This window comes from Halobacteriovorax sp. ZH5_bin.2 (assembly GCF_043196375.1).
Lineage (GTDB): Bacteria > Bdellovibrionota > Bacteriovoracia > Bacteriovoracales > Bacteriovoracaceae > Halobacteriovorax_A.
Genome location: NZ_JBEBMJ010000001.1, coordinates 590,909 through 605,168 on the forward strand (window position 1 = coordinate 590,909; position 14,260 = coordinate 605,168).

Below are 14,260 nucleotides of genomic sequence, written 5' to 3' on the forward strand. Positions count from 1 at the left end.
CTATCCTTAATTATAAGGGGATAAACAGATGTCATTGGTTAATTCTAAAAGTAAAATTTCTTGAAATTTATGTTAAACTCCATCTAAGGAAGTTAGAATGAATGAATTTATCTATATTGATTATCTCGGAACATTTGCATTTGCTGTCACTGGAGCATCTGTAGGAGGCAAGTCCAAACTTGATCTCTTTGGAATGCTATTCTTAGCATTTCTAACTGCAGTAGGTGGCGGGACAGTTCGTGACCTTATTATTGATGAACCTGTTTTCTGGACGCAAAATACGTCTTACCTCTATATAATTATCATTGCGACACTCTCAACTTTCTTTATGAGAAGATTCTATGAACGCCAGAGCTCTCTCTTACTCTTCCTTGATACACTAGGACTTGGCTTCTTTGTTGTCATCGGTACTCAAAAGACATTATTACTTGGGTTTAATAATGAGACTGCTCTTCTAATGGGTGTCATTACTGCAGTTTTAGGTGGAATCTTACGTTCTGCCTTTAGTGGGGAACTTTCAATACTCTACCAAAAAGAGCTGTATGCAACTGTGGCGGCAATTTCATCTCTCGTTTTTATTTTATTATCTGACGTCGATCTAGAGCCAATTTACCCTGCAATAATCGTAATCATTAGTACTTTTGTTCTCAGGTACGGGGCCATAAAATTTGGTTTAAAGCTGCCAACAATGAAAGAATAAAGGTTAGTTCCACTTTGGATAGTAACCAAGTGACTCATGCACGTAGTAGTCATGTGTTGGAATAATAATAAAACCTTTTTCTTGCATATCTTTCACAATTTTAATTTTCTTTTGTGCCACTTCTTTGTCTGTATCAACAAGCTTAGATGAAATGAATGGCTTATTTTGAATTGGGGAGAGTTGTCTTGTTGTCCAGATAGCATCACCAACAAAGAAGTATTTCTTATATTCTCCATTTAGAATGAGGCCAAGAGAACCATGAGTGTGTCCAAATAATGGAACAACGATGACTTTTTTATCCCCAAAGATGTCATAGAACTTATTAAACCCTAGATAACTTTCTTGCCTCCATTTGAATGGTTTTGTCTTTGTTCTTTTAAATTGTGAAGGAAATGTTCGATTGGCAATAGGATGCTTAACTTCTTCCATTTCTTCTGGGCTTACTAGTGTTGTGATATATGGATAATCAACAAGGCCACTGGCGTGATCCCAGTGAGCATGAGATAAGATGATATTTTCAATTTTATACATATCTTTTAGTTGTACCTTTATTGAGTCAAGCTTTTCATAGGCAAAGAGTGGCCTTGCCCACCAAGACATGTCTTCGTCAAATTGTTGATCAACTTCATCTCCTAAACCTGTCTCAAATAGAATGTACCTTCCCTTGTTTTCAATTAGAAAACCTGCGTGGTTAACCATCATTGTTTTAAAGAGACTGCCTTTCTCATATATTAAGGCCTCAAGTGTTTTTGCTGTACCTGTTTGAATAATAGAAAATCGAGGACCTTCGCTTGCTGCAAAGATACTAAGTGTAAATAGAAGAGTGATCAGAGATTTCACTTGTTTTCCTTTTTGTTATCAGTTTAGACTAGTATAAACCTTAAACTATACTTTAAGGTCAAGTGCTGGAGAGAAAAAATGAAAATAGGTGATTTATCTAAGCAAACAGGGATACCTTCATCAGCAATACGCTATTATGAAAAGGTAGAGTTATTAGTTCCTAGAAGAAGTGATAATGGCTACCGAGTGTATCCTGAAGAGGCCGTTGATCTACTAAAACTTATTGTTCAGGCAAAGGAGTTGGGATTCTCTCTTGCTGAAATTAAGTCGATGGCAAAAGTTCTAGCAACAAGAAAACCGAATGGGCGACTGAGAAAGCAGCTAGAAGATAAACTGACTCAACTTGATAACCAAATTAAGGTGATTAGAAAGTTTCAAAAGAATATTAGGGGACTTCTGGACTCTAATTGTCCGCTTTAAAAATATCCACAAGCTTACCCTTGTTAGTGAGCAGGTCGGCGAGTGTATAGGCATTCAATGCTTCGTAGAATTGGTTTTGCGCGATCATTAGCGCACCTTTTAACTTGCACGCAGGACTGATAATACAGCCGCCATTACTTCCAAAGCATTCCACAAGGGGAGAGTCTTCCTCAAGTTCACGTATTAAATCACCAATGATTATTTGATCTGGAGCGCTAGATAGAGTGATGCCTCCACCTTTTCCTTTATAGGAGTCAATGATTCCCATTGATGAAAGATTATGAACAACCTTTACTAAGTGGTTACGAGATATCTTGTACTTATCGGCAATTTCACCCACAGTAGAGCGCTCATCGCCCTTTGTGGCGATATATATAAGAACTCTTAGACTGTAATCTGTAAAACTGGCCAAACGCATATTAATTTCCTGTTTACTTTAATACCATTTAAGTCTAGCATACATAATATGTATTTTAGATATATATTAAGGAGATAGTATGTCAAAGTTATTTGAAAGAATAGGTGGTAGAGACGCTGTTAATGCAGCAGTTGATGTTTTTTATAATAAAGTTTTAGCAGATACACGTATTAAGCACTTCTTTGAGGGGATCGATATGGCCGCACAAAGAAGAAAGCAGATCATGTTCTTAACATATGCTTTTGGTGGCCCAAATACATATGACGGAAAGGGGATGAGAGCAGCACACGAGGCCCTAGTTGCCCAAGGTCTAAATGATGAGCACTTTGATGCTGTTGTTGAAAACCTTGGTGCTACTTTACAAGAGCTGGGTGTGGCAGATGAGCTAATACAAGAAGCAGCAGCAATTGCTGAGTCGACTAGGGCCGACGTACTTCTTAAGTAGGCAGAGAGCGTTGATGGGGTTTAAGTCATTATTTTCAATTAGTTTTAGGCCATTCTTTATTATGGCCGGATTAATTGCGGCACTTAACCCCATTATTTGGGTTCTTACTTATCTGGGGCATTTTGAAGTTCCTGTCTTAAATTTAAGTTATCTCTTTTGGCATTCTCACGAAATGCTCTTTGGATTTACTGGTGCTTTAATTGCAGGATTTCTACTTACTGCCAGTGCCAATTGGACGGGCTCAAGGCCATACCAAGGAAAGGCCCTCGTCATATTACTCCTGTTGTGGCTTATAGAGCGCTTCTCATATTTCTTACCTCTATCAGAAACTGCATTACTAATAACTTTAAATCTTTTCTTTCCAGCTCTTCTAATGATGCTTTTTAGAAAGTTACAGAATTTTCCAAAACAAAAATATGTCTTTGTCCCGATATTATTGGGTTTCACTGTTTCTTGTTTTTTACATACTTGGGGTAATCTATATTCTGAAGCGACTATTTCAGATTACGGAAGGGATGTTGCGATTGGCCTAATTCGCTTCATTATTTTATTGATAGCAGGCAGAGTCATTCCATTTTTTACGAGAAGCAAAATCCCTGATACTAAGATTGATATTCCTAAGTGGCTTAATATCTTAAGCTTAGGATCTGTTCTAATTCTTTCATTATTTTGGAATTTAATGAATCCATCAGTGGCGTATATTTCAATCCTTATTATTGCAATTATCTCAAACCTCTTCAGACAGTTTCTGTGGCGACCTATGTTAACTACAAGTATTCCAATACTTTTTATTCTTCATGTTGGTATTGGTTTTATTAATATTGAACTGATCTTAAGATTAATTGGGATTTTCTACACGCGTATTAATCAGACAAATGCAGCATTGCATATGCTATTGGCCGGAGGCTTGGCCACCGTGTCCATTGGGATAATGACTCGTGTTTCTCTGGGGCATACAGGCCGAAATATTATTGCAGACTCATGGACGAAGCTTTCTTACTTATTAATTATTATAGGGGCCTTAACACGTTCTATAACTCCTATGGTTTCGTCAGAGTATTATTTTTCTAGCTTGTATCTTGCGGCGTCTTTATGGAGTTTTGGTTTCTTGATCTTTGTTTTGAGGTACTTTGATATTCTAACTTCAATGAGACCAGATGGCAGAGAATACTAGCTGGCTTCTCTTGTTTCAACAATCTCTTCTTCTTTTTCTTTTTCTTCTTTTTTTATTCCGGCCAACTTTTCGATGGCCTCTTTTCTCTCATTATCTCCAATATCAGCAGTTCTGGTGCTAATTTCACTTAACATATCCGCTCTCCCATAAAGAATAGCAGTATCTCCTGGAGTGATGACATAGTCTTTTGAGGGAAGCCCGAGGTATTCTCCATTTGCAACTTGAACACCTAGGACGATAAGGCCTTCTCTTAGTAGTGAGAGTTCTCGAACATTTTTATTGGCAAACCAGTGCTTTTCAGAAACATAAACCTCACCAATGCCAAAGCGATCACCTATGTGAAGTAAGTTTGCGTAATCCACGAGTTCGACATCAGAGAGTTTCCCAAGATATTTTTTTAGTTTTTTATTTAGCCATTTATTAAAAAAACTACTCTGAGTTACATAGATTATTATTGAAAATAGAGTGACTGCGATAGCGAATCGGCTAAGTCCTTGAGCAGTTGTATCGATATTCACAAATGATAAGATGGCCGTTGAGATGACGGAGATAATTCCAACATTACTAATTGTCATTAGAAAGCTGAGAACGCGTCTTCTTAGAGGGTGGTTAACAAGACTTTCTGACTCACTAGTTGTATACCCTGTTCCTGTGAGGGCGGACTTTGCTTGAAATCTTGCAACTTCGTCACTTAGGCCAGTTAAAACTAAGATCTTTGTTGCTACTTTAACAACGGTAATAGATGTAAATAATATGATCGTTAACGTTAGTAGGGCCAGCATGATAAACTCCACTTTCCATTATAGAGAAAAACCAGCTAAACTTATCTATAAATGAACTTAAATATACTTAAGGAAGTCTTATGACTCATCTCAAGCTAAAATCGACAGCACTTTGTTTACTTACACTTTCAACATGGGCAAGTTGTCCAGATCTTGCCGGTACTTGGGAAGGAATGTGTGATCGCGATGGTACAGTGAAGATTGAAAAATTGCATGTACGACAGCAGAGTTGTGAGCATATCAATTTCTATGGAATGGATTATAAAATAGGTAAGCCTTATAGTGAACAGTATGAGAATAAATTTGAAAAGACATTTAATGTTCATAATCTTTACTGGGGAGCCGATAGGAAAAGCCTCTATTTTAATGTTGACCGTATCCAATGGATGAAGGATCGCAATCAGACTTCTAATGCTCAGGGGCTAGGAGTACTTAAAGTAGAAGGTGACGAAATGGACTATTTACGAGTCTACAGTGGACGTAGCCGAGAAGGTCAATATTTTAAAAAGTCGAGAAAGTGTAGTTTTACACGTATTTAGAAATAGTGAGAAGAAAAATGAATATTAAAGACCTTTTAAATATCGGAAAAGAGATCGAAGCTCTAAATGCTGTAGCTGAAGACTTTTCGAAAGTGTGTACTGACTTTCTCATAGAATCGAAATTTGATTTTGAACTTGAAGAGTTGGAGTCATTTATCGCGCAGTGGAGTTTAGAGCAAGAAACTCTACCTGAACAAGTAAATGTTTATAATGGCTTCGGTCAGCCTCCTGTTACAATTTTTAATAATGGTCACTTTGTCGTTGATCTTTATTTTTGGCAGACTCTAGATACTTCTATTCACTCTCATTCATTCTGTGGCGCTTTTCAAGTCGTAGCAGGAGAGTCAAGACATGAAGTTTTTAAAGTTCATAAGAAAGAAGAATTCTTCCCTGATATTTACACAAGTCAAATAGAGTGTATTGTAGATGAAACTCTTGTTAAGGGAGATATTCGTGAAATCAAAAGAGGACTTGAGTTCTCTCATCGTGTGCTTCATGAACAAAATCCTACTGTGACTCTTTGTATACGCACTGTTAATGACAAGAGTCCGCAGTGGCATCACTTTGACAATGGGCTTAGTATTCAAAAACGCTCACCGGAAGCCTGTGATATAAAACGATTATCAATTTATGACTATCTCTTAACACGAAATCCACAGCAAGGTTTGGCCTACCTTGAAAAGCTTATGGACTTTTTTTCGCCAAGTCTTATCATGAATCTTTATGAGCAACTCTCATATGATCAAATGGGCCTTACGGAAGAAGGTGTTGAAGTCTTCTTTGATAAGGTCGTCGAACGATATGGAGAGACACCTTGGTTTAAAGTGTATATGGACTTTTTTAATTAATATCTTTTCGTGCTTGATTATAATGATTAAGTACGGAAAGCTTACGCTCGTACTCTATGTCCATTAAGCTTGAATTAATGAAATAGTCAGCGCTTGTTTGATTACATGCCATGGGAATATTATAGAGTGTTGCAATTCTTAATAAGGCCTTAATATCTGGATCGTGTGCCATGGATTCCAATGGGTCCCAAAAAAAGATCAGCATATCTACACTGCCTTCAACAATAGCTGTACCTATTTGAAAGTCCCCACCGATTGGACCACTTAAGTATTTATGAATATTGATTCCTAGCTTTTCCTCTAAGAGTCTTCCTGTCGTCCCTGTAGCACAAATATTGTACTTGGTGAGTTTGTCTTTGTGTTCCAAAGTCCATTGGATAAGGTCATTCTTTCTACTGTCGTGGGCCACAAGGGCGATGGTCTTTTTCTTCATAGTATTATTCTATTCCCACACTTTATTTAAGTAAAGTTAACTTAGTGATCATTAATAGAGTGTTTTCCGAGTTATTCCATGTTAAAAGCTCCTATTAGTTTAAAAAAGTGAGATAGAAGTGAAGAAGACGTTTAATTTAGTAGACGAAAAGCGCGCACCAGAGAGAGTTGCGGATAAGATAAAATTTGAAGTTAAGAAGTATATCAAAAGAGAGCGCAAGAAGGAACTTCCTGAAGGTGCGGACTTTTGGGACTTTGACTGTCGCATTGGAACTTCTCAAGAGACTGCTAAAGAGATTCACGAGAAAGAGATCAATAAGAATATTGATTTAATGGTTAACGAGAAAGCCGAATCTTTCTATCTTGAAATCTTGGCAAAGCAGGCCCGCCGTACTCGTCGTACAAAAGAATAAGAATACTAAGTTCCAGGAACCATTCTTGGTTCCTGGAGATGTCAGGAGTTTTGCCAAAGAGCAATTTACGCGACTTGTGGTCGACGTAAGCTACTTGCTAAACTATTGCTAAATCTATCTCTTTTCCATTTTAGTAATTGCTCATCGATTGCTTCTTCAAGAAGTAAAAATGCTTGAAGTGGCGTGTGAGCAACTTTCTTTGCGTGAAAGTTTTTAGTAAACGATTTGATACTTAATTGACCAATGTAATTGGTCTCATGCTTCTTGAATGTTAGTTTAAAGTGGCTATGAATAGGGCAGCGATCCATAAGGCCGTCTAATCGTGATCTAATTTTCTGATATTGTTTGGGCCCTAATTCTATGCCGAAGTCATAAAATAGTGGATTTGAATAATTACATAATTTTGTTTTCTTTAACATAAAGTCTCCTTGATACGGTTAATAGTAAAAAAGATTCTTTAGAGGTCGAAAAAATAATGATTTACCTCTCGTGATAAAAGAATGGTAGCAAAAATAATGGTGTCAATACTAGCTAGGAAATTTTTTTCTCTACAGCCAACTTGGATTTCGATCAGCTTTTGCATAGCTAAGACGTCCAAGAGGGGCCGTCGTAAAGTATGCATCTAGTCCCGATACACAAATTGTTCCTGCCTTGTGGATATCGATATGACCGTCTTCTTCGAGGCAGTCTTGAGGCAAGTGAACACTTTTTATTTCTCCAATTAAAAAATGAGTCCCATTCTCCTCAATTTCAATCTCACGCACAAATTTAATCGCCATCTTTATATTTGCTTCTTGTACAAATGGTGCAGGAAATTCTTCTTTGTGTTCAACGTATTCTGGAGTTAGTCCACAAGCTACAAATTCGCTTTGGTCTTGAGGGTAGCGTGCACTTGTTTGATGGGCCTTTTCGACTATCGATTCATTAACATGATTAATCGTAAAGAAACCGTTTTCTCGAATATTTTCTAGGGTATCTCTTCTGGCGATATCAGGTCTAATGACTAGTCCAATTAGAGCAGGAGAGGCTCCTAGATGTACGACGGAACTTATGATTGAAAGATTTGTTTGACCTTCATTATTGATTGTCCCTACAAGGTTCGCTGATTTAAAACCGGATAAGGCATTAATAAATTTAATTCTCTTTCTTTCATCATAGTTTTTAAAATCAGTGTCTTTAATTATTGTCGTTACCATGGAATTTCTCCGCCGTCCCAAGATAGAAACTTTCCAGTTTCATTTAGTTCTCTATTATTTATAATATTAAGTATATTGGAAGCGGTTTCATGTGTCTCGTGAATTATATAAGAGGTTCTTTCAATGAAGGGTTCAGATAAATCAGTTCTAGTAGTGCCTGGGTGAATGGCAAGAACAAGACATTTCTTTCTTTTTCTTTCAAATTCAATGGCAATATTTTTGATGAGCATATTAAGAGCAGCTTTTGAAGCACGGTAACTATACCATCCACCTATCTTATTATCTTCGATACTTCCTACTTTTGCCGATATCGTAGCAAAGAGACTAGGGGAGCTGCTTAAGTTCTTTTCGAGATACTTAGCTAACAGGGGTGTGATCATGGCATTAACTCTTATTAGTTCAAGAAAGGTATCGGGGTCAAACTCTCGTAAAGACTTTTCTGGGGAGATATTTTCGGTGTGAAGAAAGCCTACGCTATTGATGATTAGATCGAAGGAATTATTAATATTCTCTTGGGCAAGGTTCTTTAAATGATCTTCTTTAGATGGGTCTACTTGATATACTTCTAAATTATTAGGAAATACTTTTTTTAGATTTAATAAATCTAATGCACTCTTTTTTCTACGATAAGTTGCCTTAACGAAGATACCTGAGTAATTCTCTAATAGATTCTGTACAATCCCAAATCCTATCCCATGACCAGCTCCAATAATAAGAGCATTTTGGCATTTATTGAGTCGAAAATTCATCCTTTCTCCTTTAGTTAATGTTAGAATAAGAAGGCCAATGAAAAAAATAAATAAAATAAAAAATAAGTTCATTTCAAGACAAGTCGGAGTTGCAAAACTTGCTCTCAAGATGGGCAAAGACGTTTGGTCTAAACGTAATGAAGATTTGAAAAATAAGTTGAGTGGCGGTATTGGGCCTCATGTTGAACTCATTGTAAATGAGTTAGGTGTAATGAAGGGCTCTTTAATGAAGGCCGGGCAACTTCTATCAACTTATGCAAGTGCATTTCTGCCTCCTGAGGCGCAAAAAGTTTTAAAGCAACTAGAGAGTCAGTCTTACTATTTAGAGTGGGATCAAATTAAAGAACAACTACCTAAAGAATTCTTAGAAGAACTTGAAATTGAAGAGAAGCCAATTGCAGCGGCAAGCCTTGGGCAAGTTCACCTGGCCCACTTTAATGGAATCGATTATGCCATGAAGATTCAGTACAAGGGAGTACGCAAGGCAATAAAGAATGATGTGAAGGCATTAAAGATGTTAATGAAGCTTTTAAATGTCATTCCAAAAGAAGTGGACTTAAAAGAAATCTATTCTGAAATTGAAGAGATGCTCTTTCTTGAAACTAATTACCAGGAAGAGGCCAAGTCAATAAATGAATTTCGTGAAATGCTCAAGGATTATCCACAATACAAAATTCCTGAAGTTTTGGAAGACTTTAGTAATGAGCGAGTTTTAACGATGGAATATCTCGAAGGTCATAGCTTAAGAGAGATCGATCAATTGAACTTATCTCAAGAAGATCGAGATGAACTTGGAAGAGACTTTATGAGACTGATGTTCTTAGAGCTTTTTCAATTCAAAAAAGTACAGACTGATGTTCATATGGGAAATTATATTTTACTACCAAATAATCGTTGGGGCCTAATCGACTTTGGTGCCTCAAAAACTCCACCAGATAATTTCTTAAAAGGTTATCAGACTCTGATCATCGCCTGTGCAAATCTTGACCGCGAACTATTCTTTTCAAATCTTTATGAGATGGAGTACCTATCAAAGAGTAAGAAAACTAATGAAGACTTCTTTTGGGAATATGCCAAAGTTATTGCAGCACCTTTTCAGGGTGGGGTCTATGACTGGGGGAGCTCAAATGTTGCGGACAAGGTCATGGAGATGGCGCCTCAGCTAATGAAAGAAGTAGCTGTCGGTAACCCTTCAAGGCATACCGTTTTCCTCGATCGCAAGATTGGTGGGGTCTTCTTTGTTCTACAAAAGCTTGGGGCTCGTTTTGATGTGCGAGCATTACTTGATGAATGCTTATAATTTTTGTGCCGCTTTAATAAGCTTTTCATTAAATAGTTTAATATGTTCTCTTTGATACTCCCATTGATGTAGAAAGAGAGAAACGCTAAAATCCTTAGAGGGGTTTAGTTGTACAAATTTTCTCTTTTTCATTTCTTTTTCCATATCAATAAAGGGCAGTAGTCCATAGCCATATCCTCCAAGGATTGCTTTTTTAAAGCTTGAAACAGATGGCATAAGGTTAATCTTTGTCAGCTTATCGACTTTAAAGTTTTCTTTTAGATAAGTGTGTTGGGCCTTATCGTACTTATCAAAGACGACAAGAGGAGCTTCGGAGAGAGTCTTCTTATTTACACCTTCACTAAAGTACTCTTTGTAGAACTTCTTTGAACAAACTAAGGAGTAGACCATGTCACCGAGGTGTGTTGATGTATGGTTGGGAAGAGGTTTCTTTTCCGAACTAATACACATATCCACTTGACCACTCTTTAAGTACTTTAGTGTATTGTCCTGGTCATCTGCAATAATTTGTAACGTCAGAACTTGTGAGACTTTGCTGTCTGTTAAGACATCGTGAAAGAATAGGTCGAGGCTATCTCTATTCATAGCAATTTTTAATGTTGGCTTTGCCTTTTTGATGTCTTCGTCTTCTAGTATTTCATTTTCGAGGCTAGTTACTTTTCTCAGTAGGTTTAAGTAGGACTTTCCTTTCTCTGTCGCACGATAAGGCGCCTTTCTAATCAATAATTTTGTCCCTAGAAAAGATTCAAAGTTTTGTATTCTCTGAGTTACTGCTGATTGGGAAATCCCAATGGCCTTAGAGGCTAGCTCAAAGCTTTGATATTCAATAACGGCCTGTAAGGCCCTAAGGGCATGGTAATCAATCATTATTTACTCTCATAAGTTTTACTAATTAATAATTAAAAAGATTAATTTAACTTATATCATGGTTTGCATTAAATTACGCCTCAGGAGCAGGTTTTATGGAATTTTTTACTCAAGGTTTTTTATTGCAGGCAAGTCTCATTCTAGCTTTAGGTGCACAGAACCTATTTCTTATTGATATTGGGACAAAAAAGAAGAATCATTATTTAGCGGCAGCTATTTGTTCTGTCTGTGATATGGCCCTCATTCTTCTGGCCGTTCTTGGTGTCTCAGGAATGTTGGTAAAAACTGTTGAATTTAAAGTTGGGATAGGACTTTTAGGTGCTTCGTTCTTACTTTACTATGCAGTAATGAAACTTATTGACTCTGTTAGAGGTGTTAAGGAAGCTCAAGAAAATAAGAAATTTGCTCTTTCTCGTCGCATAGTTATTTTAACAACTTTAAGTTTTACGCTTTTAAACCCACATGTTTATATTGATGCCTTCTTCTTAATTGGTGGTTACTCAACTCGCTTTGATCTCGTTCAACACCGTTTTCTATTTGGACTAGGAGCAGGTGTCTTCTCTATTGTGTGGTTTTACTTTCTCGTGACTTTTTCTTCTAAGTTTTCACATATTCTTACTAAAGAGAAGAATTTAAGAATTTCGTCACTAGCGACAGCTATTGTCCTAGGATACCTTGCACATAAGCTTGGAAGTGAATCTGTAACAGAGTTCATTCAACTGATGTCGTAGGAGGCACAATGTCTACTTCTATTTCTTGGATAATTCTAGTTATTGCAGGACTTCTCGAAGTTTGCTGGGCGATTGGATTAAAATATACTCAAGGTTTTACTAAGCTCGTTCCAAGTATTTTCACGCTCGTAACGCTTGCTGCAAGTATGTTCTTGCTTGCTAAGGCCAGTCAGTCTCTTCCAATTGGGACAGCTTATGGGGTATGGGTTGGGATAGGAGCGCTAGGTGCTGCAATTTTAGGAATTGTTCTTTTTAATGAACCAATCACACTTGCGCGCACTCTTTTTCTAACGCTACTTTTAGTTTCAATTATAGGACTTAAGCTTACTGCTTAACTATCTCTGATAAAAGTTTTAAGGACTTTATTTTCTTTTCAATATCAAAGACAGAAGTCACAACCATAAGCTCATCAGGTCTGTAGCGCTCAATGAATTGTTCAAGTCCTTTCTTTACTGTCTCCTTTGAGCCGATAAAAGAAAAGTGCAGCATATGCTTGGCCATCATTGCTTCATCATGACTCCAATAAGAATTGATATCTTCTAATGGAGCTTGAAACTTCTTTTTTAATCCACGACGAAGATTAGCAAAAGACTGCTTCTGGCTTGTTGAAAGGAATTGAGCTTCCTCATCAGTGTCCGCAATAATGACATTCACACCTAACATGACATAAGGTTTTTCTTGTTGTGGCGAAGGTTCAAAGCCTGCATGGTATAGTGATAATGCTTCTTGAATTGCGTCGGGGGCGAAGTGAGAAGCAAAGGCATATGGTAGTCCTAAGTGGGCCGCAAGCTGGGCACCAAAAGTACTGGAACCAAGAATCCATAGTGGAACTTGTGATCCTAATCCAGGAGTGGCGACAATTGGATCACTTGCACTTTCAGTTGAAAGGTAGCGTTGAAGCTCCACTATATCCTTTGGAAAGTTGTTTGAACTTTGGGCCGTTGTCCTTAAAGCCTGTATTGTCATTTGGTCAGTTCCTGGAGCGCGCCCAAGACCTAGATCAATTCGGCCAGGGTAGAGTGCTTCTAATGTTCCAAACTGTTCTGCGATAACAAGCGGAGAGTGGTTGGGAAGCATAATTCCTCCCGCTCCGATACGAATCGATTTTGTTTGACTAGCAAGATGTCCAATAACGACGGAAGTTGCAGCACTTGCGATAGCAGGCATATTGTGATGCTCGGCCACCCAAATACGGTGGTATCCGTACTCTTCTGCCGCCTGTGCACTACGAACTGAATTATCAAATGCATCTTTAATTTCTTGTCCTTCATTCACAAAGACTAAATCGAGTAATGATAATTTCGGAGTCATGATAAATCCTTCAATGTAGGGTAATCAGTATAACCAACATGATCGGGGCCATAAAAAGTTTCAAAGACTGGCCCATTTAAAGGAGCATCTTTTGAAAGCCTCTCTACAAGGTCAGGGTTTGCAATAAAAGGAACGCCAAATGAAATGGCATCGGCTATTTTATCCTCTAGTGCTTTTTCTGCAGTGGCCTTAGTAAATTTCTGGTTGGCAATTAGGACTCCATCAAATTTTTCTTTCAACTTAGGAAAAAGGCTACCTTCATCCAATGGATCGCGAGTAAAAATAAATGCGATCCTTCTTTTGTTAAGTTCGTCTACCACATGGCCAAAAAGTGCCAAGGGGTCAGAGTCACCCATGTCGTGGCTATCGCAACGAGGAGCAAGATGAACGCCGACGCGATCAGCGCCCCATACTTCAATGAGTTCGTCTGTAATTTCAAGCAAGAATCTTGTACGGTTTTCAATACTCCCTCCATATATATCGTCTCTCTTATTTGTTGAGTCTTGTAAGAATTGATCAATGAGATAGCCATTTGCTGCATGTATTTCAACACCGTCAAAGCCTGCCTCCATTGCATTGAGTGAGGCCTGGCGATAGTCTTTTACAATTGCCTTAACTTCGTCGGTTTCAAGTGCACGGGGTATTTCATAGTTCGTAATTGGACGAACGAGTGAAACATGGCCTTCTGGCCTGATCGCACTTGGGGCCACAGGCCTTTGTCCATTAAGAAAACTAGAGTGGGAGATTCTTCCCACGTGCCATAGTTGCATAAAAATCTTTGAACCTTTAGCGTGAACTGCATTTGTAATTTTACGCCAACCCTCAACTTGCTCTTGTGACCAAACTCCTGGCGTGTTGGCATAACCTACGGCCGATGGAGTAATGGCCGTTGCCTCAGTGAGAATCATTCCTGCATCAGCTCTTTGTTCATAGTATTTCACCATGAGATCATTTGGAATTCGTTCAGCGCCAGCTCTGGCTCGAGTTAGAGGTGCCATAATAATTCTATTTTTCAGCTCAGTTCTTCCAAGCTTTATCGGTGTAAATAAATTCGTACTCATTCGAGACTCCTTTAGTTTGATATTTATCAAACAA

20 protein-coding genes are annotated in these 14,260 nt (G+C 37.9%); 10 read left to right on the forward strand and 10 right to left on the reverse strand.

Going from position 1 to position 14,260, the window contains the following annotated elements; genetic code table 11:
* Positions 1-97: 97 nt before the first annotated feature.
* A complete protein-coding gene (locus tag ABMA76_RS02910; RefSeq protein ID WP_392908845.1) occupies positions 98-700 on the forward strand; it encodes a trimeric intracellular cation channel family protein in 603 nt (200 codons plus the stop codon).
* Positions 701-703: 3 nt separating this feature from the next.
* On the opposite strand, the gene ABMA76_RS02915 is transcribed toward ABMA76_RS02910, so the two are convergent.
* Entirely contained in the window at positions 704-1,540 is an 837-nt protein-coding gene (locus tag ABMA76_RS02915) for an MBL fold metallo-hydrolase (RefSeq protein ID WP_393060903.1), read from the reverse strand.
* Between the two features lie 78 nt (positions 1,541-1,618).
* Here ABMA76_RS02915 and ABMA76_RS02920 point away from each other — a divergent pair, with 78 nt between their 5' ends.
* Entirely contained in the window at positions 1,619-1,960 is a 342-nt protein-coding gene (locus ABMA76_RS02920) for a MerR family transcriptional regulator (RefSeq protein WP_392908847.1), read from the forward strand.
* Here the strand turns inward: ABMA76_RS02920 and ABMA76_RS02925 are convergent.
* Positions 1,944-2,378, reverse strand: coding sequence for an RrF2 family transcriptional regulator (locus ABMA76_RS02925; RefSeq protein WP_392908849.1), 435 nt, complete (start codon positions 2,376-2,378; stop codon positions 1,944-1,946). The genes ABMA76_RS02920 and ABMA76_RS02925 overlap by 17 nt on opposite strands.
* A 79-nt stretch (positions 2,379-2,457) precedes the next feature.
* Between ABMA76_RS02925 and ABMA76_RS02930 the strand changes: the two genes are divergently transcribed.
* Together ABMA76_RS02930 and ABMA76_RS02935 are read left to right on the forward strand one after the other, a co-directional pair.
* Entirely contained in the window at positions 2,458-2,823 is a 366-nt protein-coding gene (locus tag ABMA76_RS02930) for a group 1 truncated hemoglobin (protein ID WP_392908851.1), read from the forward strand.
* Between the two features lie 13 nt (positions 2,824-2,836).
* On the forward strand, positions 2,837-3,997 hold the full coding sequence (locus tag ABMA76_RS02935) for an NnrS family protein (protein ID WP_392908852.1): 1,161 nt from the start codon (positions 2,837-2,839) through the stop codon (positions 3,995-3,997).
* Here ABMA76_RS02935 and ABMA76_RS02940 read toward each other — a convergent pair.
* A complete protein-coding gene (locus ABMA76_RS02940; RefSeq protein ID WP_392908854.1) occupies positions 3,994-4,779 on the reverse strand; it encodes a TrkA C-terminal domain-containing protein in 786 nt (261 codons plus the stop codon). The two genes, ABMA76_RS02935 and ABMA76_RS02940, sit on opposite strands and share 4 nt — an antisense overlap.
* Positions 4,780-4,859: 80 nt before the next feature.
* On the opposite strand from ABMA76_RS02940, the gene ABMA76_RS02945 reads away from it, so the two are divergent.
* Together ABMA76_RS02945 and ABMA76_RS02950 are read left to right on the forward strand one after the other, a co-directional pair.
* Entirely contained in the window at positions 4,860-5,318 is a 459-nt protein-coding gene (locus ABMA76_RS02945; RefSeq protein WP_392908856.1) for a hypothetical protein, read from the forward strand.
* A 17-nt stretch (positions 5,319-5,335) separates the two neighbouring features.
* A complete protein-coding gene (locus ABMA76_RS02950; RefSeq protein ID WP_392908858.1) occupies positions 5,336-6,166 on the forward strand; it encodes a hypothetical protein in 831 nt (276 codons plus the stop codon).
* Here ABMA76_RS02950 and ABMA76_RS02955 read toward each other — a convergent pair.
* Entirely contained in the window at positions 6,159-6,599 is a 441-nt protein-coding gene (locus ABMA76_RS02955; RefSeq protein ID WP_392908859.1) for a methylglyoxal synthase, read from the reverse strand. The genes ABMA76_RS02950 and ABMA76_RS02955 overlap by 8 nt on opposite strands.
* Positions 6,600-6,717: 118 nt before the next feature.
* Here ABMA76_RS02955 and ABMA76_RS02960 point away from each other — a divergent pair, with 118 nt between their 5' ends.
* Entirely contained in the window at positions 6,718-7,011 is a 294-nt protein-coding gene (locus ABMA76_RS02960; RefSeq protein ID WP_392908861.1) for a DUF6172 family protein, read from the forward strand.
* Positions 7,012-7,076: 65 nt separating this feature from the next.
* On the opposite strand, the gene ABMA76_RS02965 is transcribed toward ABMA76_RS02960, so the two are convergent.
* From ABMA76_RS02965 to ABMA76_RS02975, 3 genes are all read right to left on the reverse strand, one after another.
* Positions 7,077-7,430: a hypothetical protein gene (locus tag ABMA76_RS02965; protein ID WP_392908863.1), complete on the reverse strand. Its 354-nt coding sequence runs from the start codon at positions 7,428-7,430 to the stop codon at positions 7,077-7,079.
* A 129-nt stretch (positions 7,431-7,559) separates the two neighbouring features.
* Positions 7,560-8,207: a flavin reductase family protein gene (locus ABMA76_RS02970; RefSeq protein WP_392908865.1), complete on the reverse strand. Its 648-nt coding sequence runs from the start codon at positions 8,205-8,207 to the stop codon at positions 7,560-7,562.
* Complete coding sequence (locus ABMA76_RS02975) at positions 8,201-8,956, reverse strand: SDR family NAD(P)-dependent oxidoreductase (RefSeq protein ID WP_392908867.1); 756 nt, start codon at positions 8,954-8,956, stop codon at positions 8,201-8,203. Before ABMA76_RS02975 ends, ABMA76_RS02970 begins: the two co-directional genes overlap by 7 nt.
* A gap of 37 nt (positions 8,957-8,993) precedes the next feature.
* Between ABMA76_RS02975 and ABMA76_RS02980 the strand changes: the two genes are divergently transcribed.
* Positions 8,994-10,256 carry an ABC1 kinase family protein gene (locus ABMA76_RS02980; RefSeq protein ID WP_393060905.1) on the forward strand — a complete coding sequence of 421 codons (1,263 nt, stop codon included), beginning with the start codon at positions 8,994-8,996 and terminating at the stop codon, positions 10,254-10,256.
* Here ABMA76_RS02980 and ABMA76_RS02985 read toward each other — a convergent pair.
* Positions 10,251-11,123 carry an ArgP/LysG family DNA-binding transcriptional regulator gene (locus tag ABMA76_RS02985; RefSeq protein ID WP_393060907.1) on the reverse strand — a complete coding sequence of 291 codons (873 nt, stop codon included), beginning with the start codon at positions 11,121-11,123 and terminating at the stop codon, positions 10,251-10,253. The two genes, ABMA76_RS02980 and ABMA76_RS02985, sit on opposite strands and share 6 nt — an antisense overlap.
* A 95-nt stretch (positions 11,124-11,218) precedes the next feature.
* Between ABMA76_RS02985 and ABMA76_RS02990 the strand changes: the two genes are divergently transcribed.
* Both ABMA76_RS02990 and sugE read left to right on the forward strand, forming a co-directional pair.
* Positions 11,219-11,854, forward strand: coding sequence for a LysE/ArgO family amino acid transporter (locus ABMA76_RS02990; protein ID WP_392908873.1), 636 nt, complete (start codon positions 11,219-11,221; stop codon positions 11,852-11,854).
* Positions 11,855-11,862: 8 nt separating this feature from the next.
* Positions 11,863-12,189 (forward strand): quaternary ammonium compound efflux SMR transporter SugE, encoded by a 327-nt coding sequence (gene sugE, locus ABMA76_RS02995; RefSeq protein WP_392908875.1) that lies wholly within the window; start codon positions 11,863-11,865, stop codon positions 12,187-12,189.
* Here sugE and ABMA76_RS03000 read toward each other — a convergent pair.
* Positions 12,179-13,165 (reverse strand): LLM class flavin-dependent oxidoreductase, encoded by a 987-nt coding sequence (locus tag ABMA76_RS03000; RefSeq protein WP_392908877.1) that lies wholly within the window; start codon positions 13,163-13,165, stop codon positions 12,179-12,181. The genes sugE and ABMA76_RS03000 overlap by 11 nt on opposite strands.
* Complete coding sequence (locus tag ABMA76_RS03005; RefSeq protein ID WP_392908879.1) at positions 13,162-14,226, reverse strand: alkene reductase; 1,065 nt, start codon at positions 14,224-14,226, stop codon at positions 13,162-13,164. Before ABMA76_RS03005 ends, ABMA76_RS03000 begins: the two co-directional genes overlap by 4 nt.
* Positions 14,227-14,260 lie beyond the last annotated feature (34 nt).

Coding starts and splice junctions, on each gene's coding strand:
- ABMA76_RS02975 (WP_392908867.1), bottom strand. CDS start 8,956: ATGAATTTTCGACTCAATAAATGCCAAAATGCTCTTATTATTGGAGCT.
- ABMA76_RS02935 (WP_392908852.1), top strand. CDS start 2,837: ATGGGGTTTAAGTCATTATTTTCAATTAGTTTTAGGCCATTCTTTATT.
- ABMA76_RS02990 (WP_392908873.1), top strand. CDS start 11,219: ATGGAATTTTTTACTCAAGGTTTTTTATTGCAGGCAAGTCTCATTCTA.
- ABMA76_RS02945 (WP_392908856.1), top strand. CDS start 4,860: ATGACTCATCTCAAGCTAAAATCGACAGCACTTTGTTTACTTACACTT.
- ABMA76_RS02985 (WP_393060907.1), bottom strand. CDS start 11,123: ATGATTGATTACCATGCCCTTAGGGCCTTACAGGCCGTTATTGAATAT.
- ABMA76_RS02980 (WP_393060905.1), top strand. CDS start 8,994: ATGAAAAAAATAAATAAAATAAAAAATAAGTTCATTTCAAGACAAGTC.
- ABMA76_RS03000 (WP_392908877.1), bottom strand. CDS start 13,165: ATGACTCCGAAATTATCATTACTCGATTTAGTCTTTGTGAATGAAGGA.
- ABMA76_RS02930 (WP_392908851.1), top strand. CDS start 2,458: ATGTCAAAGTTATTTGAAAGAATAGGTGGTAGAGACGCTGTTAATGCA.
- ABMA76_RS03005 (WP_392908879.1), bottom strand. CDS start 14,226: ATGAGTACGAATTTATTTACACCGATAAAGCTTGGAAGAACTGAGCTG.
- ABMA76_RS02925 (WP_392908849.1), bottom strand. CDS start 2,378: ATGCGTTTGGCCAGTTTTACAGATTACAGTCTAAGAGTTCTTATATAT.
- ABMA76_RS02950 (WP_392908858.1), top strand. CDS start 5,336: ATGAATATTAAAGACCTTTTAAATATCGGAAAAGAGATCGAAGCTCTA.
- ABMA76_RS02910 (WP_392908845.1), top strand. CDS start 98: ATGAATGAATTTATCTATATTGATTATCTCGGAACATTTGCATTTGCT.
- ABMA76_RS02940 (WP_392908854.1), bottom strand. CDS start 4,779: ATGCTGGCCCTACTAACGTTAACGATCATATTATTTACATCTATTACC.
- ABMA76_RS02920 (WP_392908847.1), top strand. CDS start 1,619: ATGAAAATAGGTGATTTATCTAAGCAAACAGGGATACCTTCATCAGCA.
- ABMA76_RS02955 (WP_392908859.1), bottom strand. CDS start 6,599: ATGAAGAAAAAGACCATCGCCCTTGTGGCCCACGACAGTAGAAAGAAT.
- ABMA76_RS02970 (WP_392908865.1), bottom strand. CDS start 8,207: ATGGTAACGACAATAATTAAAGACACTGATTTTAAAAACTATGATGAA.
- ABMA76_RS02965 (WP_392908863.1), bottom strand. CDS start 7,430: ATGTTAAAGAAAACAAAATTATGTAATTATTCAAATCCACTATTTTAT.
- sugE (WP_392908875.1), top strand. CDS start 11,863: ATGTCTACTTCTATTTCTTGGATAATTCTAGTTATTGCAGGACTTCTC.